Annotated in this window: 23 protein-coding genes; 5 read left to right on the top strand and 18 right to left on the bottom strand. The window is 66.8% G+C overall.

What is annotated here, in order from left to right; translation table 11 throughout:
* Window positions 1-56 precede the first annotated feature (56 nt).
* The 15 genes from map to V9K93_RS02290 form a co-directional block, all read right to left on the bottom strand.
* The gene (map, locus tag V9K93_RS02360) at window positions 57-848 is read right to left on the bottom strand and encodes a type I methionyl aminopeptidase (protein ID WP_337302154.1); all 792 of its coding nucleotides are present in this window, start codon (window positions 846-848) and stop codon (window positions 57-59) included.
* A gap of 10 nt (window positions 849-858) precedes the next feature.
* Entirely contained in the window at window positions 859-1,071 is a 213-nt protein-coding gene (locus V9K93_RS02355; protein ID WP_253077686.1) for a ParD-like family protein, read from the bottom strand.
* A gap of 68 nt (window positions 1,072-1,139) precedes the next feature.
* Complete coding sequence (locus V9K93_RS02350; protein ID WP_046983248.1) at window positions 1,140-1,499, bottom strand: bleomycin resistance protein; 360 nt, start codon at window positions 1,497-1,499, stop codon at window positions 1,140-1,142.
* A 146-nt stretch (window positions 1,500-1,645) separates the two neighbouring features.
* Entirely contained in the window at window positions 1,646-2,530 is an 885-nt protein-coding gene (locus tag V9K93_RS02345; protein ID WP_337302013.1) for an arginase family protein, read from the bottom strand.
* A gap of 3 nt (window positions 2,531-2,533) precedes the next feature.
* Complete coding sequence (locus V9K93_RS02340; protein ID WP_337302012.1) at window positions 2,534-3,598, bottom strand: GNAT family N-acetyltransferase; 1,065 nt, start codon at window positions 3,596-3,598, stop codon at window positions 2,534-2,536.
* 29 nt (window positions 3,599-3,627) lie between these two features.
* Window positions 3,628-5,028, bottom strand: coding sequence for an aspartate aminotransferase family protein (locus V9K93_RS02335; RefSeq protein WP_046983245.1), 1,401 nt, complete (start codon window positions 5,026-5,028; stop codon window positions 3,628-3,630).
* A 64-nt stretch (window positions 5,029-5,092) separates the two neighbouring features.
* Complete coding sequence (locus tag V9K93_RS02330; RefSeq protein ID WP_337302011.1) at window positions 5,093-5,809, bottom strand: MtnX-like HAD-IB family phosphatase; 717 nt, start codon at window positions 5,807-5,809, stop codon at window positions 5,093-5,095.
* Window positions 5,810-5,983: 174 nt separating this feature from the next.
* Window positions 5,984-7,186 carry a DegT/DnrJ/EryC1/StrS family aminotransferase gene (locus V9K93_RS02325; protein ID WP_136638307.1) on the bottom strand — a complete coding sequence of 401 codons (1,203 nt, stop codon included), beginning with the start codon at window positions 7,184-7,186 and terminating at the stop codon, window positions 5,984-5,986.
* A gap of 10 nt (window positions 7,187-7,196) precedes the next feature.
* Window positions 7,197-7,595: a DMT family transporter gene (locus V9K93_RS02320; protein WP_337302010.1), complete on the bottom strand. Its 399-nt coding sequence runs from the start codon at window positions 7,593-7,595 to the stop codon at window positions 7,197-7,199.
* The gene (locus tag V9K93_RS02315; RefSeq protein WP_012510464.1) at window positions 7,592-7,951 is read right to left on the bottom strand and encodes an EamA family transporter; all 360 of its coding nucleotides are present in this window, start codon (window positions 7,949-7,951) and stop codon (window positions 7,592-7,594) included. Before V9K93_RS02315 ends, V9K93_RS02320 begins: the two co-directional genes overlap by 4 nt.
* 1 nt (window position 7,952) lies before the next feature.
* Window positions 7,953-8,789, bottom strand: coding sequence for an alpha/beta hydrolase (locus tag V9K93_RS02310; protein WP_136638306.1), 837 nt, complete (start codon window positions 8,787-8,789; stop codon window positions 7,953-7,955).
* Between the two features lie 80 nt (window positions 8,790-8,869).
* Window positions 8,870-10,249 carry a sensor histidine kinase gene (locus V9K93_RS02305; protein WP_046983241.1) on the bottom strand — a complete coding sequence of 460 codons (1,380 nt, stop codon included), beginning with the start codon at window positions 10,247-10,249 and terminating at the stop codon, window positions 8,870-8,872.
* Window positions 10,246-10,929 (bottom strand): response regulator, encoded by a 684-nt coding sequence (locus tag V9K93_RS02300; protein WP_004150098.1) that lies wholly within the window; start codon window positions 10,927-10,929, stop codon window positions 10,246-10,248. Before V9K93_RS02300 ends, V9K93_RS02305 begins: the two co-directional genes overlap by 4 nt.
* Window positions 10,930-11,061: 132 nt before the next feature.
* Window positions 11,062-12,189, bottom strand: a complete 1,128-nt coding sequence (locus tag V9K93_RS02295; RefSeq protein ID WP_337302009.1) for a metallophosphoesterase — start codon at window positions 12,187-12,189, stop codon at window positions 11,062-11,064.
* Between the two features lie 73 nt (window positions 12,190-12,262).
* Complete coding sequence (locus V9K93_RS02290; RefSeq protein ID WP_136638302.1) at window positions 12,263-12,712, bottom strand: winged helix-turn-helix transcriptional regulator; 450 nt, start codon at window positions 12,710-12,712, stop codon at window positions 12,263-12,265.
* A gap of 77 nt (window positions 12,713-12,789) precedes the next feature.
* Here V9K93_RS02290 and V9K93_RS02285 point away from each other — a divergent pair, with 77 nt between their 5' ends.
* Window positions 12,790-13,974: an MFS transporter gene (locus tag V9K93_RS02285; RefSeq protein WP_337302008.1), complete on the top strand. Its 1,185-nt coding sequence runs from the start codon at window positions 12,790-12,792 to the stop codon at window positions 13,972-13,974.
* Between the two features lie 24 nt (window positions 13,975-13,998).
* On the opposite strand, the gene V9K93_RS02280 is transcribed toward V9K93_RS02285, so the two are convergent.
* Window positions 13,999-15,414, bottom strand: a complete 1,416-nt coding sequence (locus tag V9K93_RS02280) for a GGDEF domain-containing protein (protein WP_337302007.1) — start codon at window positions 15,412-15,414, stop codon at window positions 13,999-14,001.
* Window positions 15,415-15,700: 286 nt separating this feature from the next.
* Between V9K93_RS02280 and V9K93_RS02275 the strand changes: the two genes are divergently transcribed.
* Complete coding sequence (locus tag V9K93_RS02275) at window positions 15,701-17,950, top strand: TonB-dependent siderophore receptor (RefSeq protein ID WP_136638299.1); 2,250 nt, start codon at window positions 15,701-15,703, stop codon at window positions 17,948-17,950.
* 218 nt (window positions 17,951-18,168) lie between these two features.
* Window positions 18,169-19,149, top strand: coding sequence for a cation diffusion facilitator family transporter (locus V9K93_RS02270; RefSeq protein WP_295379105.1), 981 nt, complete (start codon window positions 18,169-18,171; stop codon window positions 19,147-19,149).
* 38 nt (window positions 19,150-19,187) lie between these two features.
* On the opposite strand, the gene nfi is transcribed toward V9K93_RS02270, so the two are convergent.
* Window positions 19,188-19,862: a deoxyribonuclease V gene (nfi, locus tag V9K93_RS02265; RefSeq protein WP_136638297.1), complete on the bottom strand. Its 675-nt coding sequence runs from the start codon at window positions 19,860-19,862 to the stop codon at window positions 19,188-19,190.
* Window positions 19,863-19,956: 94 nt separating this feature from the next.
* On the opposite strand from nfi, the gene gpmA reads away from it, so the two are divergent.
* Window positions 19,957-20,706: a 2,3-diphosphoglycerate-dependent phosphoglycerate mutase gene (gene gpmA, locus V9K93_RS02260; RefSeq protein ID WP_136638296.1), complete on the top strand. Its 750-nt coding sequence runs from the start codon at window positions 19,957-19,959 to the stop codon at window positions 20,704-20,706.
* Between the two features lie 209 nt (window positions 20,707-20,915).
* Window positions 20,916-23,009, top strand: coding sequence for a M13 family metallopeptidase (locus V9K93_RS02255; protein ID WP_136638295.1), 2,094 nt, complete (start codon window positions 20,916-20,918; stop codon window positions 23,007-23,009).
* A 91-nt stretch (window positions 23,010-23,100) separates the two neighbouring features.
* On the opposite strand, the gene V9K93_RS02250 is transcribed toward V9K93_RS02255, so the two are convergent.
* A complete protein-coding gene (locus tag V9K93_RS02250) occupies window positions 23,101-23,718 on the bottom strand; it encodes an HD-GYP domain-containing protein (protein WP_046983231.1) in 618 nt (205 codons plus the stop codon).
* Window positions 23,719-23,733 lie beyond the last annotated feature (15 nt).

The raw sequence follows: 23,733 nt of genomic DNA, 5'->3' as shown, positions 1-23,733 counted from the left end.
TGCGACATCTGTCGCATGCCATGCAAGAGGGGCATCGAGGCGAGGAAGTACTGAGGTCAGTCGATCGCCATCCGGTCGATGTCGCACAACGGCGTTTCGCCGGGGCGCAGGGTCAATACGCGCACGCCGCTGCGGGTGACCGCCACGGTGTGCTCGAACTGCGCCGACAGCTTGCCGTCGCGGGTGTAGACCGGCCATTCGTCAGGCTGTTGGCGGATGGCCGGCTTTCCCTGGTTGAGCATCGGTTCGATGGTGAACACCATGCCTTCTTCCAGCACCATGCCGGTATTGGGATGGCCGTAGTGCAGGATCTGCGGTTCCTCGTGCATCTCCTGGCCGATGCCGTGGCCGCAGTATTCCTTCACTACGCTGTAGCCGTGGCTGCGCGCATGGCGGGCGATGGCGTGGCCGATGTCGCCCAGCCGCGCACCAGGACGCACGGCGGCAATGCCTTTCCACATCGCCTGGTAGGTGGTCTGCACCAGCCTGCGCGCGGCGTAGTCGACCTCACCGACCAGATAGGTGGTGCTGGAGTCAGCGATGTAGCCGTTCTTTTCCAGGGTGATGTCGAGGTTGACGATCTGGCCGTTGCGCAGCACGTCGGTGGTGCTGGGCACGCCGTGGCAGATCACGTTGTCGATCGAGGTGTTGAGCACGTAGGGGAAGCCGTACTGGCCCTTGCTGGCCGGCCGCGCCTGCAGTTCATCGACGATCATGCGTTCGACGAAATCGTTGATCTCCATGGTGCTACGGCCCTGCAGCGGCAGCCGGTCGAGTGCGGCGAACACCTGCGCCAGCAGGCGGCCGGATTCGGCCATCAGCGCGATCTCGTCGGGATGCTTGATGATCGCCATTGGCTCAGGCCTGGCCCGGCGACAACAGCGGCGGCTGCACGCCCGCCGCCCGCAGTTCGCTGGCGACGATGTCCTGGAAGCTGAGCGTGGGGTTCAGCTCGCACAGCATGCCGACCCTGATCCAGAAATTGGCCTGGGCATTGATCGAGCGGCTGGAAACGGTGCAGGCACGGCGCAGCTGGTCGTGCAGGGTGTCATCGATGTTGACGATGCCCATGGGCGGTCCTGGAGGAGTTGATATACGAAGCGTATACGTTTCGTATATCCACCTCAAGGCCAAGCGGTTCAGCTGGCGTCGGTGGCAAAGCGCAGGCGGTTGCCGTCCGGGTCGTGTAGCAGCATCTCCCGGCTGCCCCATTCGGTGTCGTGTGGCGGTTGCTCGATCGGCACGTTGGCGGCACTGAAGGCGCGGTGCAGGCTGTCGACGTCGTCGACGATGAAGTACACCGCGCCGCCGACCTCGCAGTCACCGCTGTGTTCGGTGAGGAAGATCGTCTGGCCGTCGCGGGTGAGCTGGGCGAACAGCGGGAAGCCGGGTTCGAAGCGGTGTTCCCAGTCAACCACGAAACCGAGCCCCTGTACGTAGAACGGCACGGTGGTATCGGCGTGGCGCATGCGCAGCTGGGGGATGACGGTCTGGGGCATGGCGGCGGCTCCTGGGGTGGGAACCCAGTGTAGTGTCGGCCGCTGGCCGGCATCCTCGTGGGACTGGGAACAATGAGGTTGCCGGCCAGCGGCCGGCACTACCGAACCGAAGCCACGTCGGCCAGCGGCCGGCACGATCAACGCGGTCAGCAGGCCGTCGGCACCGAGGCCATCGCCGCCAGCAGCTCCCGGTTCACCTGCTGGTGCCGCGCCTGCCACACCGGCAGATCCCCGGCGCTGACGTCAGGCTGGCCATCCAGCGACGACAGCCAGCGCTTGAAGCGGCTCTGGTAGTGGGCCAGCGACACTTCGCCGGTGATGTCACTGCCGGCCAGGCCACCGGCGCGCAGCGCTTCGATCACCACCAGTGCGTGTTCCAGCTGGAAGCGGCCCTGGTCCCAGTTGCTGCGGGCGACGTCCTCGGCGAACACGTCCTTGTCGATCGACAGGTAGGTCGGCTGCGGCGACTTGGCCTGCTCGGCGGCGAATGCGGCGACCAGCGCCTCCGGATGCTCGAAGCGGCGGAATGCATGGCCCATGCCCAGGCGGTGACCCCAGCCCACGTCCACGTCCATGCACCAGTACGTCAGCCGGCCGCTCATCAGCGGGCGCCAGTGGTTCTCCCAGGCATGGCCGAGGCCGATGTCGCTGGAGGTGATGCCGAGCACGTGGATGTGCGAGATCTGTGGCAGCTTGCTGGCGGCGTTCACCCACGAACCGCAGTGCATGCCGAACGGGAAACGCATGTTGTCAGGATGGTTGTCCAGCACCACCAGCTGGAACGGCGCCTGCGTGCGCATGCGCTGCAGCAGCGGCAGGCTGAGGTGATGGAAGTCGCCACTGCCGAGCATTACCGTGCCGAGCTGCGCGGGCAGCGGTGCCAGCACTTCAGTGGCGAAACGCTCCAGGGTGGCATTGCTGCAGGCGAAGCGCAGCGGGTCGTGCCACTGCGACAGGGCCAGGGTCTGCGCTTGTGGCAGCGGCAGCACGCCACCGTCCAGGTCCAGGATCAGCGGGGAACGCAACGGCATCGTTCAACCGCCTCCGTCCGGTTCGCCCTGCAGGTACGGGGCCAGCCTGCGCAGGGCTGCACGCAGCAGCGGAGAACGGGCGTGGATCGCATGCCGGGTGGAGGTGAAGCTGGCACCCAGTTCGGCCTTGATCCGCGAATCGGTCCAGCCGGCCACGTAGTGGCTCAGGCCGTGCTGCAGCGCGTACTCGAGGTTGTGCATCCAGCTGATCGCGTACAGGTTGTGCTCGCGCGATTGCGGATAGGCCAGGCCGATGTACTTGTCCACCAGCTTGCCGGCATGCACGTAGCACAGGTTCCAGCCGATCAGCTGGCCCTGGTGGTGGTACAGGAACATCCGTCCCTGGCCCTGGCTGTCGGCCAGAAGGTACTGGAAATAGGGCAGGTCGAGCTGGTCGAAATGCACCGCGCTCTGCGCGAACACGCCCAAGTACAGCGCGTACAGTTCGGCCTGCAGCTGCGGGTCGGCCAGCGCCGGATCACCAGTGGCGACGCAGTCGATCTGCAGGTCATCACGCGAGCGCAGCTTGCGCCGGATGTTCTTGCGGCGCGAGGACGACAGGCGGCCGAGATAGCCGTCGAGCGAATCGAAATCGATCGCCACCCAGGCCAGTGGCATGCCTTCCAGTTCGACGAAGCCGCGTGCCAGCAGCGCCTGCAGGAAGGCATCGCTGTGTGCGTTGGCTGCATCGTCCAGCAGCGGTGAATCGATGGCCAGGTCCTTGACCACCAGCAGGCGCGTATCGCCGATCGCGTGTCGCATCACGTCCTCGGCCAGTGCCTCCGGCGCGACGTGCGCCGGCAGCGGGGCGTACTCGGTGCTGGTGGCACCGATGAAGCGGGTCTGCCAGGTGATCCACGGCCGCCACAGGCGCGACAGCGGCAGGCCGAGCAGCTTGCCGCGGAGTGCGTCGTCCATCGTGGTGGTCAGGTCCAGCGGCGCACGGAAGGTCGGCAGGCCACTGGGCAGGCGGCCTGCCTCGAAACCGAGCGGCGGGTGGGCCAGGAAGCCTTCCAACAGCGCGGCCGGTTCCAGCGCAGTGCTGGATGCACGTGACGTCATCTCCATCGGCACGGGAACCGGCAGCGCATCCGACCTCAGCCCTTGGCCTTGGTCAGCGCCTGGTCGAGCAGGGTGATCGCCAGGTCGATCTCTTCGTAGCTGATGTCCAGCGACGGCGCGAAGGTGATCACGTTCTTGTACCAGCCACCCACGTCGAGCACGAGGCCCATGCGCTTGCCGTCGTGCAGCAGGTCACCGGCCAGGCCGATGTCGACCATGCGGTCCAGCAGTTCCTTGTTCGGGGTGTAGCCGTCGGTCTGGCAGATCTCCGCACGCAGGGCCAGGCCCAGGCCGTCGACATCGCCGATTTCCGGGTGGCGCTTCTGCAGGCCACGCAGGCCATCGAGGAAGTACGCGCCCTTTTCCGGGACGGTGCGCTCGTAATCCATTTCCTTGCCCAGCTTCAGCACTTCCAGGCCCAGGCGCGTGCCCAGCGGGTTGGAGTTGAAGGTGGAGTGGGTGGAGCCCGGCGGGAACACGGTCGGGTTGATCAGCTCCTCGCGCGCCCACAGGCCCGACAACGGGTTCAGGCCGTTGGTCAGCGCCTTGCCGAACACCAGCACGTCCGGGGTCACGCCGAAGTGCTCGATCGCCCACAGCTTGCCGGTGCGCCAGAAGCCCATCTGGATTTCATCGACGACCATCAGGATGCCGTACTTGTCCAGCACGCGCTTGAGGCCGGTGAAGAAGTTGCGCGGCGGGATGACGTAGCCGCCGGTCCCCTGGATCGGCTCGACATAGAACGCGGCGTACTCGGCCTGGCCGACCTTGGGATCCCACACGCCGTTGTATTCGCTTTCGAACAGGCGCTCGAACTGCCACACGCAGTGGTCGGAATACTCGTCCGGGGTCATGCCCTTCGGGCGACGGAACGGGTACGGGAACGGGATGAACATCGCGCGCTCGCCGAAGTGGCCGTAGCGGCGGCGGTAGCGGTAGCTGGAGGTGATCGACGACGCACCCAGGGTGCGGCCGTGGTAACCACCTTCGAAGGCGAACATCAGGCTCTTGCCGCCACGCGCGTTGCGCACGATCTTCAGCGAGTCTTCAATGGCCTGCGCGCCGCCGACGTTGAAATGCACGCGGCCGTCGAGGCCGAACTTCTCGTGCATGTCCACGGCAATGGTCTTGGCCAGCTGCACGCGGGTCGGGTGCAGGTACTGGCTGGCCACCTGCGGCAGGGTGTCGATCTGGTCCTTCAGCGCGTCGTTCAGGCGCTTGTTGCTGTAGCCGAAGTTGCAGGCCGAGTACCACATCTGCAGGTCGAGGTAGGGCACGCCCGCACCGTCGAACATGTAGCTGCCTTCACCGCGCTGGAAGATCTTCGGCGGGTCGACGTAGTGGACGGTGTCGCCGAAGGAGCTGTAACGGGCTTCGTCGGCCAGCAGCTGCGCGTCGGAGGCGGCTGCGTCGGCGTTCTTGTCAAAAATGTTCATGCAGTTCGGTTCCGTGAAGGACGTTCGAAAGAGGACAACAGGGGGCGTGCTTGGAAGGGAGTGCTCAGGCGGTGGCCAGCAGCAGCGGCAGTGCTGCTGGCTGCGGGCTGGCGTCGATGCGACGTGGCTGTAGCAGGCTGCCATCAAGCAGGCGCGGCAACAGCGCGATTGCATCGTGGAAGGTGTCGATGGCGGCATGCTCGATGCCGGCATTGCTGCAATGGGTGATCAGGCGGCGCTTGGCGAACACGAAGTCGGCGTCTTCGGAGACGCAGAAGTCCGAGCTGCCATCGCCGATCATCAGCACGCGCGGTGCTTCGTTGGCGCGTGCCTGTGCGGCGCAGGTGCATTTGCAGGTGCCGCTGCGGCAACCTTCGGCCTGGTAGGGCGATTCCAGTTCCCAATGGTCATCGCACCAGCGCAGGTGGTTGGCCACCACCGGCAGCGGCGGCAGGCCATGGTTGGCGAGGATGCGGTGGATCGCATAGTCCAGACCATCACTGACGATGCGCAGCGGCAGGCCGAGCTGGTCGGCACGGGTGACGAAGGCGGAGAAACCCGGATCGATCTGCACCTGGTCCAGGTGTGCGTCGAGCGTGGCCGGGTCGAGCTTCAACAACCGCACCTGGCCCTGCATGCATTCGCGCGAGCCGATCTTTCCCGACTTCCACTGGTCTTCCAGCGCCTGCCAGCCCGGCTGGCCGTACTTCTCCAGCAGCGAGTCGATGACATCTTCGAGGCTGATGGTGCCATCGAAGTCACACAGGATGCTCCAGCGCATGGGCAGGTCCGTCGATGAAAGAAACGTCCGGCGCGATGCCGGGGCAGGCTCAATGTAGGCAGGCAGCCTTTCTCGTTCCTTTCCTGTTGAAAGCTCGCATTTCCGGCCGGGGAAAGCGTTCAGGAAGGTGCAGGGATGAATGCGTGTGGCGCAGGTCATGCCTGCGCCTGAAGGTCAGGCCCGGGCGAGTGCCTGCAGGATTTCGGCGGTGTCTTTACGGGTCTGCCAGGCGCTGTTGCCGAGCGTCAGCATGCGTGCGGCGAAGTCGCGCGCGTTGGGCATCGGGTCACCCGGCACGATGCCGCGCAGGTAGGTGTAGTCGGGCAGGGCATGGATGAACATGCGGCTGACTCCGAGCCCGCGCGGCCACAGCTCTTTCAGCACGCCATCGCGGGCCTGCTGGCTGGGCAGCAGCAGCATCAGCATCGGCCAGGTGCCGCCGGTACCGGCCAGTCCATCGACCACTTCCACCGCCGGCAGTTGCGCCAACTGCACCCGCAGTTGCAGGGCGCGCAGGCGTCCAGCCTGCAGGAAGGCAGGCAGGCGCCGCGCGGCATTGGCTCCGATGTTCTGCCGCCATCGGCTGACCCGGTGCTGCGGGATATCCAGCGCGAAGATGTCACCCACCGCTTCTTCGAGATCGCCACGCTGCAGCGCACGGCGTAGCGGATTGCCATACACCAGCGACAGCAACGGCGGGCGGTAGCAGGCGGCCAGGCCGAGCAGCTGAACGCTGCGCAGCAGCTCCCACCGAAGGTTGAAACGCGTCTGCTCGGCGGCATGCTCGGCCAGTGCCGCGCGCAACGCATCGTCACGACTGACCAGCAGGCCGCCTTCATGCAGGCTCAGGCCCTTGCCAGCGGCGAGGCTGAAGAATCCGATATCGCCACGCAGGCCGACACTGCTGTTGCCGACCCGTGCACCCAGCGCCTGTGCGGCATCTTCGATCACCCAGGCGCCCGCGGCGCGCGCCACTTCATTGGCCAGATCCACATCGGCAATGCGTCCTCCCAGGTGGGTAGGCAGGATCGCAAGCGTGCGCCCATCGGCCAGCCGCTTGAGCTGGCCCGGATCGAAGTCGAAATGACCGCGACGGGTGTCGCACAGCTGCACACGCAGGCCCAGGCTGTGCACCGCGATCGGTACCAGTGGGCAGGTATAGGCCGGCATGATCACGGTATCGCGCCTGGGCGCGCGCCTGCGCAGCGTACGCAGCGCGATCAGCAGCGCGTGGGTGCCGGAGCAGGTCAGCTGCAGCGGAGGGGTACCCAGTTGGCTGGCCAGGATCTCGCGCAGGTCGCCACCGCCGGGAAGGAAGTCGCTGGCCTGCATTGGCAGGCCAGCAGTGGGCGGCAGTTCGCGCGCGAACAGGCTCATCGCAACGCGCTCACGTCGTGGCTTCGGTAGGGCTGTGCGGGTCGTCCGCCTCGGCACGGCCGAGGCAGACGATGCCGGTCACGATCAGTACCGCACCGAGCAGATGATGCAGCGTCAGTGGTTCATTCAACAGCCACGCCGACAGCAGCAGCACGCTGATCACCTCCAGGTGCGAGGCCGCGAAGGCAGGTCCGATCGGCGCGTGGCGCAGCAGGCTCATCCAGGTGAAGAACGCGCCCACGTAGCCGAGGATCGCGCCGTACACCCAGGGCTGCGACAGCACGCGCAACAGCCAGGCGGTATTGGCTTCGACCGGCAGCGCGGCATCGCCGGCGTACTTGAAGCACAGCTGGGCCAGCGTATCGAAGGCCATCAGCAGCGGGAAACCGATCACATACAGGCGCCTCACGAGCCGGCCCCCACCACCGCCACGCCGGCAGTGACCAGCAGCATGCCGGTCACCCGCAGCGGTGTCAGTTTCTCGCGGAACAGTATGCGGCCGGCGATCATCAGCGCGACGATGTTGATCGAGCCGAGCAGCACGCCCTTGGACAACGGCACCAGTGACAGGAACGCGATCCAGGCGACGAACTCGAGCACATAGCAGGCGATTCCCAACCACAACCAGGGCCGGCTCAGCATGTGCTTCCAGCGCTGCAGGCCCTCTGCTTCATTCGGGTCGCTGGCGGCGGCCTTGAACGCAAGCTGGCCACCGGTATCGAGCACCACGTTGACCAGCCACAACAGCGTGGCGAGTGACCCCATTTCAGGCCACCGCCTTGAGGACGCCGCTGCGTTCACCGATCTCGCTGAAGAAGCGCGCGCTGCGACGGATCACGTCGCGCCGTTCGCGATCGATGGTGATCATGTGGTAGCTGTCTTCCAGCACCACCAGTTCCTTCGGGCCGCTGACCCGCGATATCACCAGCTCGGCGTTGCCCATGCTGGCCACGTCGTCCTCGCGGGCGTGCATCACCAGACAGGGGGCGGTGACCTGGTGCAGGTGGCGGCGGGTCCAGTTGCTCAGGGCGCGCATTTCGGCCAGGGCATGCCAGGGGTTGCCCGGCAGGCCGGCGGCGGCGCTGTCGCCGGACAGCATGGCTGCGCTGACCTGCGCGCGCAGGCGCTCGTCACGCAGGCCGTAGGGCGGCTCTTCCATGAACATGCGATCGCGGCCGATGTTGAAGCGCTTGAACCACGGCAGCAGGAACGAGAAGCGGGCCACGGCCGGAATGTTCCAACCGTCGTAGCGGAACGTGGCGCCGTATACGCCCACGCCGGAAACCCATTCCGGGCGGCGCGCAGCCAATGCCAGCGACAGTACCGCGCCCATCGACAGGCCGCCGACGAACAGCTGGTCAACCTTGCCGCGCAGGGTCGCTGCCGCATCTTCCACGCCCTGGTACCACTGTTCCCAGGTGGTCGCCAGCAGGTCGTCGACGCTGCCGCAATGGCCGGGCAGCTGCACGCCGTGCACGGTGAAACCGGCATTGTTCAGGCCCTTGCCCAGCATGCGCATTTCCGCTGGCGTGCCGGTCAGGCCGTGAACCAGCAGCACGCCCTGCGGGCCACCGGGGAGGAAGAAGTCGTGCGTTTCGGTCACCTGGCGGCTCCGGGGCGGCAGTGGGGATGGTCAGGATCGCAAGCGCGATTTTCACCAGCCTTTCAGCGCCCCGGACCGGGTCAGGGGGCCTTCAGCAGCGGCAGCGTGATGGTGACCTTCAGTCCGCCGCCGGCACGGTTGAGGAAGCCCAGGCGTCCACCGAAGTGCTCCACGGCCTCGTGGGCGATGGCCAGGCCCAGGCCGGTGCCGCTGGACGTGGTGCCCGGGGCGCGGAAGAAACGCTCGCCCAGCCGTGGCATCACGTCCTCGGGCACGCCGGGGCCGTTGTCCTCCACGTACAGCTCCACATCATTGTCGTCCAGCGCCTGCACGCCGACCGTGACGGTGGCGCCGCGGCCTGCATAGCGCAGGGCATTGTCGATAAGGTTGTCCAGCGCATCCTGCAGCAGGGCGCCGTTGCCGAGCACACGCAGCGGCTGGCTGCTGCCGCGGTAGCCGAGGTCGATGCCATCGCGGATCGCTTCCGGCACGCGGGTGCCCACCCATTGCGGCAGCAGGGTGCCAAGATCCAGCGCTTCGACGGTTTCCGGCACGGTCTGCGCGCGGCTCAGCGCCAGCAGCTGGGTGCTGACCCGCGCGGTGCGCTGGTTGAGCCGGCGGATGTGTTGCAGCGCCTCGCGCACGGTGTCCGGGTCGCCATGTGCCAGCGCCTGGTCCACGTGCAGGGCCATGCCGGCCAAGGGCGAGCGCAGCTGATGCGCGGCATCGGCGATGAAGCGGTTCTGCAGCGTGATCATCTCCGCCTGGCGGGCGAACAGGCCATCGATGGTGCTGATCAGCGGTTGGATTTCTTCCGGCACGTCGGCATCGGAGATCGGCGCCAGCTCGCCACGGCGCTGTGCCAGGCGGGTGGTCAACGGGGTCAGGATGCGCAGGCCATAGGTCACGCCGAACCAGACCAGCGCCGCGGTACCCAGCGCCAGCATGGTCATCAGCGGGATGATGATCATCAGGATCTCGCGCGCACGCTGCCGGCGGTCGGCCATGCTCTCGGCCACGGTCACCGCCAGCTGGTCCTGCGGGTCGTTCATCGCCTGCGTGCAGACGGTGGCCATGCGCACCTGCTGGCCGTTGAGGGTACCGTCGTAGAGCGCAGGATGCACACCGGTGCAGTCCTGCGAAGGAGCGTACGGGCTGAAGTCCGCATTGCCGCTGAGCGTACCCATGCGGCTGCTGTCGACGTTGAAGTAGCGATGGCCGTCGGGGTCGTACTCGATCAGGAAGCGCGCCTGCGGAGACAGGTCGCTGGTCACCGGCATGGTGCTCAGCATCTGTGCGAACGAATGCGTGTCGTCGATCAGGTTGCGGTCGTGGATGCGATTGGAATAGTCCAGCGCAACGTAATAGGCAAGGACCGTGTTGAAGATCAACAGGCCCAGCATCGGCAGCGCCAGGAAGGCGAGCAGGCGCCGGCGCAGGCTGGGCGGGCCACTGATCACGGCGTGCTGTCGTCCTGCGCGTCTTCCAGCATGTAGCCCAGCCCGCGTACGGTGCGGATGCCGATGCCGCCGGGTTGCAGCTTGCGGCGCAGGCGATGCAGGGCGATGTCCAGGCCGTTGTCGGTCAGGTCCTGGCCCCAGTCGCACAGCGCTTCGACCAGCTGTGCGCGCGAGACGATGCGTTCGGCACGCACCGCCAGTGCGGACAGCAGGCCGAATTCGCGTGCGGTCAGCTCCAGCGACTGCTCGTCGATCCACACGCGGTGTCCGGCCAGATCCAGCCGCAGGCGGCCGATGCGCAGGTCCGGGTTGCCATTGCTGGTGACCCGGCGCAGCTGCGCACGCACGCGCGCCTCGAATTCGTCCAGCGCGAACGGCTTGACCAGGTAGTCATCGGCGCCAAGGTCGAGCACCCGCACGCGTTCGGCCAGGCCGTCACGGGCGGTCACCACCAGCACTGCCAGGCCATCACCGCGCTGGCGCAGGCGCTGCAGCACGTCACGGCCGTCCAGCTGCGGCAGGCCCAGGTCCAGCACCAGCAGCGCGTACTGGGTCGAGCCCAGCGCGGCATCGGCGTGCGCGCCGTTGTCGACGTGGTCGACCACATGGCCCTGCCGGCGCAACGAGGCGCACAGGCCGGAGGCGATGTCCGGGTCGTCTTCAGCAATCAGAACGCGCATGCGCGTGGGCTCCAGTAGCAGTCAGGCCGGCCGGATGATCGCGGTGGGCCTCTCGGCTGCCGAGGGTAGCCGCAAACCGGGTGAAGGGGGAGCGCGCTGGCGCTTGCAGGCGCCGCCGCGCTGTCCTTCCATTCAGTCCTGCAGGCCGGGCTCGCCCTGCGCCAGCGGCACCCGCGAGCCATCCAGCAGGCCCCGGCTGAGCGTGCCGTTCTCGATGAACAGCAGTTCGCCGTTTTCACCGTTCTTGATGCTGCTGTCGATGGCGATCACGCGGTCGTCATGGAAACTGCTGACGTGCGGCATCGAGGTGTGGCCGACCACGATGCGCTTGAGTTGCAGGCGATCCAGCACCGCCTGTACGCCCTGCGTATCGAGGCGGCCATCGAAGTAGCCGCGGTACCAGATCGGGCTGGTCTTGCCGTCATACAGCGGCGCGGTGGCCGGGTCGGCCTTCACTTCGGCCTTGGGCAGGCCCAGCGACGCCTGGTAGGCCGCATTGGTGCGAGCCGGTTCCAGCGCCAGCTCCACCGCCTCGGGCGAGATGCCGCCATGCAGGAACAGAGTGTCGCCGATCTTCAGCAGTACCGGGCGGGTGCGCAGCCACTGCCCGATCACCGAATCGGCACCGTACAGCTGCGGGTAGCTGCGGCCGAGCAGCTGCGCGCTGCGCAGGTACTTCGGATTGACGTAGCGGAGGTCGTCGTACAGCACCATGGTTTCGTGGTTGCCCAGCACGAAATGCACCGCGCCGCCGGCGGCGGCCGCCTGCTGCTGCAGGCCGTACAGCAGCCAGAACGCCTCGGTTACCTGCGGGCCGCGGTCGAACACATCGCCGGCGACCACCAGCGTGTCCTTGCCCAGTGCCCAACGGTCCTGCGCATCGATGACCTGGTGGGCGCGCAGCAGGCGCACCAGCAGCCCGTACTGGCCATGGATGTCGGACAGCGCGACGATGCGCGGCGCAGCCGGAAGCACGGAGGCCGAAGGCGCGTTCGGTGCCGCCACATGCACGGTGTGCCCGTAGCCACAGCGCGCTGCGATATCGGTGCCTGCAGTGCCCATGGCAAGTGTGCGCGACTCGACCTTGTCGGCGCAGATCCACTTGGCTTGCAGTTGCTCGCCCTGGCGGAACACATAGGGGCCATCGGCGTCCACATGGGCGGCGGGGGCCGCGACCTCGCGTGCCTGCGTGGTTGCTGCGGCGCAGGCCAGCACCGGCAGCAGCAGGGCGGTCAACAGGGAAGGGCGATAGCGCGACATCGGCAGCGTCCGGCAGCGGAAAGGCCTGATCCTAACCGGCGTGGCCGGGCGGCGGTGTGCGCGAACGGGCGGGTCAGCTGCTGCCGCTCCCGTCCTTGAGCTTGCGCACACGGGTGGCAGAGGCTGGCAGCGGTTCGCCATCGCGACCGCGTGGCTGCATGTAGGGCAGCGGTCGCCGTGTGCTCGACTCGATCAGCTGGGAGTGCGCTTCACCGGCGCCGAAGCGGTGGCGCTCGCCCCACTGGCGCAGGGCGACCAGCAGCGGGAACAGTTCCAGGCCAGCGGCGGTGAGCACGTATTCCTGATAGGCCGAGCCGTCGGAGGCGGGCTGCAGCCGCAGGATGCCTGCTTCGACCAGCCGGCGCAGGCGGTCGCTGAGGATATTACGGGCCGCACCGAGGCTGCGCTGGAAATCGCCAAAGCGGGTGACGCCATCGAAGGCATCACGGATGACCAGCAGCGCCCAACGGTCACCGAGCAGATCGGCGCTGCGGGCAACGGGGCAGGGGCTGTCGGCGTGCATGGTGGACCTCTCTGATGTGGTTGCAGTTTAAAACCAATGGCAGTAGCCTGCATCAAGTTTCAAATTGCAACTACATCATGACTGCAGCACCCATCCCACGCCCCCTGCTGGTCCTGCTCGCGGTTGCCGCAGGTGCCAGCGTTGCCAACGTCTATTACGCACAGCCATTGCTGGAACGCCTGGCACAGGCCTTTGCGCTGGACCCCGCGCTGGCCGGGGCGGTACTGGCAGCGACCCAGGCGGGCAGCGTGCTGGCCTTGCTGGGCCTGCTGCCATTGGCCGACAGGGGCGATCGCCGGCGCCTGCTACGCCTGCAGTTGATGGCGCTGGTGGTCGCATTGCTGTGGTTGGCGGCCGCGCGAACGGCCGTGTGGCTGTTGTCGGGCATGCTTCTGGCCGGCCTGCTGGGCACCGCGCTGACCCAGGGGTTGATCGCCTACACCGCATCGCTGGCACCGGCTCAGCAGCGCGGGCGCGTGGTCGGCATGGTGCAGGGCGGTGTGTTCATTGGCCTGCTGCTGGCGCGTGTAGTGTCCGGCGTGGTGGCGGCCGCTGTTGGCTGGCGCGCGGTCTATCTGCTGTCGGCGGCGCTGATGGCGGCGTTGGCAGTGCTGCTGTGGCGGCGTCTGCCGGCGGTGCCGGTACCGGTGGTGCCGCCGGGCTGGCGTGCCTTGATGGGGTCGATGCTGGGCATGCTGCGCGATGACCGGACGCTGCGTGAGCGCGGTCCGTTGGCACTGTTGCTGTTTGCCGGCCTCAATGTGTTCTGGGCGGCAGCGCCACTGCCGTTGTCGGCGCCACCGCTGCACTGGTCGACTGCCGCCATCGGTGCGCTGGGCCTGGCTGGGGTGATCGGTGCGCTGCTTGCGGCGCGGGTCGGGCACTGGATGGACCGTGGATTCGCGCATCGGGTCAGCCTCGGCGCGCTGCTGCTGATGCTGGTCGCGTGGTGGCCGCTGCTGGGGTTGCCGCATTCGGTGGGCATGCTGTTGCTGGGCGTGGTCGTGCTCGATCTGGGCGGGCAGGCGCTGCATGTATCGAACCAGGCCCTGTTGCTGCGCGCGCCGGGCGAACAGCATGGGCGCCTGGTGGCGCTGTACATGCTGTTCTATGCGCTGGGCAGTGGTGCCGGTGCAGCGGCCGGGCCCTGGATGCAGGCGCGGAATGGCTGGCAGGCGGTATGCCTGCTGGGCGCCGGCATCGCGTTGCTGGCGCTGCTGTGGTGGGCGGCGTGGCGGGTACCGCGCCGGGCCGCAATGTAGCGACGTTCGCGCCCGGGGTTGCCGCTACCGCTGCAATGCCCGCCGCCCGGGGGCTTCCTGCAGTGCATCGCTGGCCACCACCACTCGGTTGCGGCCACTGCGTTTGGCCTCGTACATCGCCGCGTCGGCACGGGCCATCAGCCGCTCGTAGTCCGGATGACCATCATGGCCGGCGACACCGATGCTGGCGGTCAGGCTCAATACCTGGCCGTTGGCCAGCGGTACCGGCGATTGTGCGATCTGCCGGCGCAGGCTATCGGCAATCACTGCCGCCTGTGATTCGCTGGCGGCGACCAGCACCACCACGAATTCCTCGCCACCGTAGCGGAACAGATAATCGCTGCCACGGGTGAGCTGGCCGAGCACCCCAGCCACATGCTGCAGTGCGCGGTCACCCGCATCGTGGCCGTGGCCGTCGTTGATCGCCTTGAAATGATCCAGGTCGAGCAGCAACAGCGAGAACGGCGTACGGTTGCGTGTAGCCAGCTCGATTTCCCGGCGCAGCACGGTCGGCAGGAAGCGGCGGTTGAGCAGGTTGGTCAGCGCGTCGCTGCCGGCATCGAGTTCGCCGATGCGCTCGAACAGCAGGGTCATCAAGGTGCGGATCGCGGCCAGGTCCTCGCGGATCGCTGGCAGCACTGCAAGCCGCTGCGCAGGATCATCGGCGGCGGCCCGCTGCAGGCAGCCGTCGATACGCGCCATCAGCTGGTCGACCTGCTGTGTCTCGCTGCTTTCGCCGAAGCTGGGAATGCCCTTGTGGGTGAACCACAGGCCAAATTCGGAAGTGGCCAGGCTGGCGCCGTCGCTGCCCTGCACATGGCCGGCCAGGGCGTAGAGTAGCGCGTTTTCCCAGTCCAGCAGCAGCGCGCGCTGGCGCTCGCGCTCGGTGCTGACGTTCTGCACCAGCGAGAACAGCCGGTACGCAGCATCGGCGCGGGTGGAGCGTTCGCGGGCATGGGTGTAGGCCAGGGTCATGCCTTCCATGGCGATATCCATGATCGCGCTGAGGCAGTCGATGGCGGCGAACGCAGTGTCGCTGTCCGGCGCATCGTCGCGCAGGCGCACGAACAGTTCATGTTTGAGCACGCGTGCGCCACGGGTGACCAGGTCGACCGGAATGCCGACGCGGGCGTGCACGTCGCCGATGATCCGTTGCGAGGCCACCGTGTTGGCGATGCCGCTGGCATCGGTGGTCAGCAGCTGCGCCAGCCAGCGCTGCATGGCCGGCTGCAGGCGCTGCTTGACCTGGTCGTGGGAAAGGAAACGGCGCGCACGGGTGTCCTGCAGCAGCACTTCGTAGAAGCGTTGGGCCAGGGCCGGTGGGGCATCGGCGGCCGCGGCATGCAGCAGCGCGGTGGCGGCAGGGCCGGCCTGCAGCAGGCACTGCTGCCAGGCCTCGGCCAGCGGCTGGCTGGCGTCGTCCAACTGGGGTGGTTCCACGTCGATCTCTGATTGCGTACGGCAAACCACGGGTATCGGCCGTGGCGGCGTGCGGTTGATGGCGGGCTAGCCGACCAGTTTAAGCGCGATGCAGGCTTGCGCGGTGCGCAAAGCACATCGGCACGGCTGCGGCAATGCGTGAACGCATTTGAGAATCACTCGCATTGATGGGAGAATGCGCGCACGGATCGGGCTGTGGCTACCTGCAGCGGCGCTCCGCCTCCCCCTCGTCGTTGCCTCAAGCCCTTTGCCAGAGGCCCCGTTGCCCTGCCAGAAGGTCCAGATCATGTCCCGAGCCGTTGTCCCTTCGCCGCGCCCGCTGGCGCTCGCCGTTGCCGCCCTGCTGGCCGGCAGCGCGCTGACCGCCCACGCTGAAACCGACGCCACCGATATCGACACGGTGCATGTCACCGCTTCACAGATCGCACGGCAGGCGCTGGGCACCTCGACCATCACCGCCGAGGACATCGCCAAGCGGCCGCCGGCCAACGACATCGCCGAACTGTTGCGGACCATGCCAGGTGTCAACCTGACCGGCAACAGCGCGTCGGGCCAGTACGGCAACAACCGCCAGATCGATCTGCGTGGCATGGGCCCGGAAAACACCCTGATCCTGGTCGACGGCAAGCGCATCGGCGCGCGTGATGCTGTGCGCATGGGCCGCAGCGGTGAGCGCAATACCCGCGGTGATACCAACTGGGTGCCGGCGGAAATGATCGAGCGCATCGAAGTGCTGCGCGGCCCTGCAGCGGCGCGCTATGGCTCCGGTGCTTCCGGTGGCGTGGTCAACATCATCACCAAGCGCCCGACCGGCGATCTGACCGGTGCGGTCGACCTGTATGGCCTGGTGCCCGAGCACAGCGCCGAAGGCGGCAGCGAGCGCGTCGGCCTGCAGCTGAGTGGGCCGATGACCGACACCCTGTCGTTCCGCTTGTACGGCAATCTCAACAAAACCGATGCCGACTCACTGGACCTCAACCGCCAGTACGCCACCAACCCCAACGCAGTGCCGCCAGCCGGCCGCGAGGGCGTCAAGAACCGCGACGTCAACGCGCTGCTGCGCTGGGACGTAACCGCCAACCAGGTGGTCGAGTTCGAAGCCGGCACCAGCCGCCAGGGCAACATCTATGCCGGCGACCGCGCCGTCAGTACCACCGGCACCTCGACACCGATCGATCTGGGGGCTTTGGCCGAGCAGCAGGCCGAGACCAACCGCATGTACCGCAATACCGGCGCGATCACCCATCGCGGCCGCTGGGGAGACGTGACCTCGCGGGTAACGGCGGCAGTGGAAGCGGTGAACAACTCGCGCATCAATGAAGGCTTGGCCGGTGGCCCGGAAGGCAGCTTCAACGGCACCGACTGGTCGACCTCGCGCCTGCGCAATTACCAGCTGGACGGCGAAGTGAGCTTCCCGACCACGCTGGGCGGTGCCGAGAACATCTGGACGCTGGGCTTCGAGTACCTGGACAGCCGTCTGACCGACCCGTATTCGATGAGCCAGTCCAGCAGCAGCGGCGGCGGCTTCCCGGGGCTGTCGGCCGACCGTGCGCGCGGCAAGGCCGATGCGCAGACCACCGCTGTATTCGTGGAAGACAACATCTATCTGGGCGAGCGCTGGATCGTTACCCCGGGCCTGCGCTTCGACCATCACAGCCAGTTCGGCAACAACACCAGCCCCAGCTTCAACGCGCAGTTCCGTATCAACGGCGACTGGGTGGTGAAGGGCGGCATCGCGCGTGCGTTCAAGGCGCCGAACCTGTACCAGTCGAATCCGGACTATCTGTACTACACCCGTGGCAATGGCTGCCCGAACGCACTGCCGAGCCTGGGTGCCGGCTGCTACATGCGCGGCAATGCGGACCTGAAGGCGGAAACCAGCCTGAACAAGGAACTAGGCATCGAGTGGGCACCGCAGAGCGGCTGGCAGGCGTCCTTGACGTACTTCCACAACGACTACAAGGACAAGATCCAGGCCGGCTACACCCAGATCGGGCTGACTGCCGATACAAAGGGCCGCATCTTCCGCTGGGAGAATGCACCGAAGGCGATCGTGCAGGGGCTGGAAGGCAACCTGGTGATTCCGCTGCTGGGCGAGCAGGGCAACCGCCTGAAGTGGAGCAACAACTTCACCTACATGGTGGAGAACGAGAACAAGAGCACCGGCCAGCCGCTGTCGGTGATTCCGAAGTACACGATCAACACGATGCTGGACTGGCAGGCCACCGACAAGCTGTCGCTGCTGCTGACCGGCACGTTCTATGGCAAGCAGAAGCCGGCTACCACCAACATCAACAATGATCCGCGTTGCACCGGCACCTGCGATCCGTCGATCGCACTGCAGGATCGCGGTGCGTACAACATCTGGGGCGTGAGCGCACGCTACAAGGTGACCGAGACGGTCAGCTTCGGCTTCGGCGTCAACAACCTGGCCGACAAGCGCCTGTTCCGCGAGGCCAACAGCAGCGATGCCGGCGCGGCCACCTACAACGAACCGGGCCGCGCCTACTGGGCCAGCCTGCGATTCGGGTTCTGAGCACACGCGGGTAACGGCCCGCTGCGTTCGTCAGGCATGGCCTGGCGCTACGGGGTAGCGCCGGGCCGTGCACGATGGTATCGCCCAGCAATCCGCGCCCCGGTAGCGCCGGGCCATGCCCGGCGAAGGTATCGGTGGCCTGCAATGTTATAAACACCGTGATAGTTTCCCAACGCCCTCCGGCGTAGCCTGCCTCCCATCGCAAAGGAGCTGTTGCCATGGGCCACGACCACGATCACCTGCCATCCGAGATCCGCCACGAGAAACCCTTGTGGTGGGCACTCGGCCTGACCTCCACCTTCCTCGTTGTCGAAGTGGTGGGTGCGTTCTGGACCAACAGCCTGGCGCTGCTGTCCGACGCCGCGCACATGGCCACCGACGCTTTGGCGCTGATGATCGCGCTGGTTGCGGTGAGGCTGAGCCGGCGCCCGCCGGATGCGCGTCGCACCTACGGCTATGCACGCCTGGAAGCGCTGGGCGCGATGATCAACGGCGCGATGCTGTTCGTAGTCGCCGGTTACATCCTGTGGGAGGCGATCGGACGTTTCCGCGAGCCGCAGGAGATTGCCTCCTCCGGCATGCTGGTGATCGCCGCCGCGGGCCTGGTCATCAATCTGATCTCGATGCGCCTGCTGCAGGCGGGCAGTGGCGAAAGCCTCAACGTGAAGGGCGCCTACCTGGAAGTGTGGGCGGACATGCTTGGCTCGGTGGCGGTGATTGCCGGCGCGTTGTTGATCAAGTGGACCGGCTGGAAGCCGATCGACCCGATCCTGGCGGTACTGATCGGCCTGTGGGTGCTGCCACGCACCTATGTGCTGATGCGCGAGGCGATCAACGTGCTGCTGGAAGGCGTGCCCAAGGGCATGGACGTGGCCAAGGTGCGCGACAGCCTGTCAGATCATGCCGCCGTGCTGGACGTGCATGACCTGCATGTGTGGGCGTTGGCCTCCAGCACCCCGGCGCTGACCGCGCACATCGTGATGCGTGATGGAACCGACGCTGATTCACTGCGTCGAGAGCTGGGCGGCCGCCTGCACGATGACTTCGGTATCGAGCACGTGACGCTGCAGATCGAGGCGGATCATTGCGGTGAAGCCTGTGGCGAGCCGGCGCCGGCCAAGGGCGGTGAGCACGAGGGCCATGAAGGCCACGACCACGGCGAGGACGCGCAGGGCCACCGCGGCCACGTGCATCGCTGATCGAGGATGGCGACCGCGCTGGATGATGCCCGGTGCGGTCATTCGCCCCGCCGTGAGGCCAGCCGATCCGCCAGCCGGGTCGGCTCCGGCAGCCGGTAACCGCGCAGCGTGCGCTGCACCCAGTCCAGCGCAGTATCGGCGCTGACCCGATGGCCACCGGCCACGAACAGCGGCTTGCATTTCACCTTGCTGCGCAGCACCCAGCCGAGCTGCTCGTTACCGTCCAGCAGCGGCGTATGCGCGCCGGCGTCTGTGCCCGGTTCGACGAAGCGGCCCACCAGTTTCGACTTGGCGACGCCGATGCTTGGCAGGTCGGTGACCACACCGAGGTGAGCGGCCACCCCCAGCCGGCGCGGGTGGCTGATGCCATGGCCATCGACGAACACCAGGTCCGGCGTGCGCGGCAGCAGCGCCAGCGCGGCCAGCAGCGCCGGCAACTCGCGGAAGCTGAGCAGGCCGGGGATGTAGGGCATCACAGTAGGGATGCGCGCGATTTCCTGCGCCACAGGCAGCAGCGTCTTCGCATCCAGAAGTACCGCCGCAGCACGGGTGGTGGCGCCGTCATCCTCGAAGCCAACATCCAGCCCGGCCAGCCAGCGCACCGTGCGTGACAGCCGGTCCTGGCGTTCCACGCGACCGGCCAGCTGGATCTGCTGCTCGCGGGCGGCGGCGACGCTGCCTTCCCAGCGTCCGGGGTCGATCACCGTATTCATTGGTTGCAGCATCGCATGTGTGGGGCCACGGCGCGGTGAGCGGCGCCCGGGGCTACAATGGCGGCCTGCCTTTCCTCGCGTTGGAGACCCTGCAGTGACCCGTAAACTCGTACTGTTGCGCCATGGCCAGAGCCAGTGGAACCTGGACAACCGCTTCACCGGCTGGGTCGATGTCGACCTGACCGAACAGGGGCGCGGGGAAGCGGCCGCCGCTGGTCGCCTGATGCGCGAGGAAGGCCTGCAGTTCGACGTCGCCCACACCTCCGTGCTGAAGCGCGCCATCCACACCCTGCAGGGTGCACTGGCCGAGCTGGAACAGGACTGGCTGCCGGTGAACAAGTCCTGGCGCCTCAACGAACGCCATTACGGTGGCCTGCAGGGCCTGGACAAGGCCGAGACCGCCGCCAAGCACGGCGAGGATCAGGTCAAGGTGTGGCGTCGTTCGTACGACATCCCGCCGCCGGCCATGGACCTGGAAGATCCGGGCCACCCGATCCATGACCGCCGCTACGCCGGCCTGGATCGCAACGCGCTGCCGGGCACCGAATCGCTGGCGACCACCCTGGATCGCGTGCTGCCGTACTGGCACGACGCCATCGCGCCGCAGCTGAAGGACGGCAAGACCGTGCTGGTCACCGCCCATGGCAATTCGCTGCGCGCGCTGTACAAGTACCTCAACAACGTGTCGCGCGAGGAAATCCTCGAGCTGAACATCCCGACCGGCATTCCGCTGCTGTTCGAGTTGAACGACGACCTGACGGTGAAGTCGTTCCGCTACCTGGGCGACCCGGAAGCGGCCCGCAAGGCCGCTGAAGCCGTGGCCAACCAGGGCAAGGCGAAGTAACAACGAAGGGCCGGCGCAAGCCGGCCTTTCGATTTGTAGAGTCAGGCCATGCTCGATTGCTCTCCGTTCCGGGTTCATGACCCCTGCGGCAAGAGACCAGCAGCAGTCGAGCACGGCTCGACTCTACAGAAGCGGTGCCCTGTGACCTTTGGCGGTCCCCGCCGCGGGCCTGCCCGGCTACCCTGTGAAATTACCCGCAGGAGAGCCTCATGAACTTCCGCAACCTGGCCCCGTTGGGCCTGACCATCGCCATCGCCGCCTCGCTGGCTGCCTGTGGCAAGAATGAAACCGCGCCGGCCGCCAACGCCGACGCCAAGCCGGCCTTCGACCAGTCGCAGATCAAGACGCCGCTGATCTCGCTCAACAGCGCCGACCTCGATCCGGCCATTTCGGCCTGTACCGACCTCAATGGCTTCGTCAACAGCAAGTGGCTGAAGGCCAACCCGGTGCCGGGCGACCAGACCACCTGGGGCAGCTTCGAGATCCTGCGCGAGCGCTCGCTGGAAGTGCAGCACGCACTGGTGCAGCAGGCCGCCGCCAGCCAGGCCAAGGCCGGCTCGGTGGAAGCCAAGATCGGTGACATCTGGAAGACCGGCAACGATGAAGCCAAGATCGAAGCCGCTGGCCTGGCCCCGCTGCAGCCGCAGCTGGACAAGATCACCGCGCTGAACGACACCGCCGCCATCACCCAGTACCTGCGCGACAGCCAGGCCGAGGGCAAGGGCGTGCTGTTCTCGCTGTTCGCCAATGCCGATTACAAGGATTCGGCCAACGTCATCGCCTACGTCGGCCAGGGCGGCCTGGGCCTGCCGGAGAAGGGCTACTACTTCGACGACGCGCAGGCGAAGATCCGCGACGCCTACGTGGCCTACATCGCGCAGGTGCTGACGCTGTCCGGCGTGGACGCGGCGCAGGCTGCCGAACAGGCCAAGGCGGTGATGGCCTTCGAAACCCGCCTGGCCAAGGCCTCGATGTCGCGCATCGAAATGCGTGACCCGGCCAAGCGCTACAACCCGCTCAGCGCCGCCGACGCCGACAAGCTGACCCCGAACTTCAGCTGGACCGCGCTGTTCGACACCCTGAAGGTGCCGGCCGCGCAGAAGTTCTCGCTGGCGCAGCCGGGCTTCTTCGGTGAAATGGACAAGATGCTCGCCGACGTGCCGGCCAGCACCTGGCAGGCGTACCTGCGCTTCCACACCATCGACGACGCCTCGCCGTACCTGAGCAGTCAGTTCGAGAAGGCCAACTTCGATTTCTATGGCACCACCCTGCGTGGCCAGAAGGAAATGCAGCCGCGCTGGAAGCGCGTGCTGGAGTCGGTCAACGGCGGCATGGGTGAAGCCCTGGGCCAGCTGTACGTCGACGCCGTGTTCCCGGCCGAGTCGAAGGTCGCCATGCAGCACCTGGTGGAAAACCTGTCGCAGGCGCTGAAGGCGCGCCTGGAGCAGCTGCCGTGGATGGGCGAGGAAACCAAGAAGAAGGCGCTGGAAAAGTGGGCCAGCTTCACCCCGAAGATCGGTTACCCGGACAAGTGGCGTGAGTGGACGGGCCTGCAGACCAGCGGTGACAGCTACCTGGGCAACATGCAGGCAGCGCGTGCGTTCAACTACCGATACATGCTGGACAAGATCGGCAAGCCGGTGGACAAGACCGAGTGGGGCATGACCCCGCAGACCGTCAACGCCTACTACAACGCCACCAAGAACGAGATCGTGTTCCCGGCGGCGATCCTGCAGGCGCCGTTCTTCGACGCCAAGGCCGATCCGGCGCTGAACTATGGCGGCATCGGTGCGGTCATCGGCCACGAGATGATGCACGGCTACGATGACTCGGGCAGTCAGTTTGCCGCCAACGGCAACTTCGACAACTGGTGGACCGACGCTGACCGCAAGGCCTTCACCGAGCGTACCGACCAGCTGGTCGCGCAGTTCGATGGCTACGAGTCGGTGCCGGGCGTGTTCGTCAAGGGCAAGCTGACCCTGGGCGAAAACATCGGTGACCTCGGTGGCCTGACCGTGGCGTATGACGCGCTGCAGATGGCGCTGAAGGAAGACCCGAAGGCGAACGTGGAAGTCGACGGCCACAGCCAGGACCAGCGCTTCTTCATGAACTGGGCCACCGTGTGGCGCCGCAACTTCACCGATGGTGAGCTGCGTGTGCGCCTGAACACCGACCCGCATGCCCCGGCCAACTTCCGTGCCAACGGCGCGCCGTCGAACATGCCGTCGTACGCCGCTGCATTCCAGTGCAAGGCCGGTGACGCGATGGTGCGTGCCGACGACAAGCGCGTGGTGATCTGGTAACCGATCGCAGGTGATGCGTGAAGCAGAAGGCCCGGCGAACGCCGGGCCTTTTTTTGTCTGATCGGTAGCGTCGGGCCATGCCCGGCGGATCTCAGGCCAGCGCCGGTTCCTGCGCCAGCATGCGATGGAAGCGCTGCAGCACGTAGGGATCGATCAGGCCGCCGGATTGCTCGTCGATGATCCGCAGCACCTTTTCGTGCTCCATCGCGGTGCGATAGGGGCGCACGCTGGTCATCGCGTCGTAGGCATCGGCGATGGTGACGATGCGTGCACCGAGTGGAATGTCCTCGCCGCGCAGGCCGTCGGGATAGCCACTGCCATCGAAGGCCTCGTGATGGGTACGGATCAGCCGTGCCACCGGTACGGCATCGCTGCGGCCGGTGGCCATGAAAATATGCTCGCCACGCACCGGATGCTCGCGCATGATCGCGCGCTCCTCGTCGGTATGCCGGCGCGGGGCCAGCAACACATCGTCGGGAATGCCGATCTTGCCGATGTCGTGGAAACGGGCGGCCAGGCCGATCTGCGCGCAGGCTTCATCGTCGAGGTCGCAGCGTGCGGCCAGGCGCTGTGCGAGCAGGCCGACGCGGTCGCAGTGGTGGCGGGTGTAGGCGTCGCGCATCTGCAGCGACATCGAGAGGGCATCGATCAGGCAGGCCTGCGCATGCAGCAGGTCGGGGGCGGGTACGGCGTCAGGGAACATGGTCATCCGCCCGCACCGGGT

The sequence above is a fragment of the Stenotrophomonas sp. CCNWLW162 genome (assembly GCF_037203745.1).
GTDB classification, from domain to species: Bacteria; Pseudomonadota; Gammaproteobacteria; order Xanthomonadales; family Xanthomonadaceae; genus Stenotrophomonas; species Stenotrophomonas maltophilia_AQ.
Note: the sequence above shows the minus strand (reverse complement) of the source record. Positions and strands in the feature narration are given on the sequence as shown.

Excerpts from the sequence above, each read along its gene's own strand:
- V9K93_RS02255 (WP_136638295.1), top strand. The coding sequence starts at position 20,916 with ATGAACTTCCGCAACCTGGCCCCGTTGGGCCTGACCATCGCCATCGCC.
- V9K93_RS02250 (WP_046983231.1), bottom strand. The coding sequence starts at position 23,718 with ATGACCATGTTCCCTGACGCCGTACCCGCCCCCGACCTGCTGCATGCG.
- V9K93_RS02340 (WP_337302012.1), bottom strand. The coding sequence starts at position 3,598 with ATGGAGATGACGTCACGTGCATCCAGCACTGCGCTGGAACCGGCCGCG.
- V9K93_RS02270 (WP_295379105.1), top strand. The coding sequence starts at position 18,169 with ATGGGCCACGACCACGATCACCTGCCATCCGAGATCCGCCACGAGAAA.
- V9K93_RS02315 (WP_012510464.1), bottom strand. The coding sequence starts at position 7,951 with ATGGGGTCACTCGCCACGCTGTTGTGGCTGGTCAACGTGGTGCTCGAT.
- nfi (WP_136638297.1), bottom strand. The coding sequence starts at position 19,862 with ATGAATACGGTGATCGACCCCGGACGCTGGGAAGGCAGCGTCGCCGCC.
- V9K93_RS02355 (WP_253077686.1), bottom strand. The coding sequence starts at position 1,071 with ATGGGCATCGTCAACATCGATGACACCCTGCACGACCAGCTGCGCCGT.
- V9K93_RS02345 (WP_337302013.1), bottom strand. The coding sequence starts at position 2,530 with ATGCCGTTGCGTTCCCCGCTGATCCTGGACCTGGACGGTGGCGTGCTG.
- V9K93_RS02335 (WP_046983245.1), bottom strand. The coding sequence starts at position 5,028 with ATGAACATTTTTGACAAGAACGCCGACGCAGCCGCCTCCGACGCGCAG.
- V9K93_RS02300 (WP_004150098.1), bottom strand. The coding sequence starts at position 10,929 with ATGCGCGTTCTGATTGCTGAAGACGACCCGGACATCGCCTCCGGCCTG.
- V9K93_RS02290 (WP_136638302.1), bottom strand. The coding sequence starts at position 12,712 with ATGCACGCCGACAGCCCCTGCCCCGTTGCCCGCAGCGCCGATCTGCTC.
- V9K93_RS02275 (WP_136638299.1), top strand. The coding sequence starts at position 15,701 with ATGTCCCGAGCCGTTGTCCCTTCGCCGCGCCCGCTGGCGCTCGCCGTT.
- V9K93_RS02350 (WP_046983248.1), bottom strand. The coding sequence starts at position 1,499 with ATGCCCCAGACCGTCATCCCCCAGCTGCGCATGCGCCACGCCGATACC.
- V9K93_RS02330 (WP_337302011.1), bottom strand. The coding sequence starts at position 5,809 with ATGCGCTGGAGCATCCTGTGTGACTTCGATGGCACCATCAGCCTCGAA.
- V9K93_RS02285 (WP_337302008.1), top strand. The coding sequence starts at position 12,790 with ATGACTGCAGCACCCATCCCACGCCCCCTGCTGGTCCTGCTCGCGGTT.
- V9K93_RS02325 (WP_136638307.1), bottom strand. The coding sequence starts at position 7,186 with ATGAGCCTGTTCGCGCGCGAACTGCCGCCCACTGCTGGCCTGCCAATG.
- V9K93_RS02295 (WP_337302009.1), bottom strand. The coding sequence starts at position 12,189 with ATGTCGCGCTATCGCCCTTCCCTGTTGACCGCCCTGCTGCTGCCGGTG.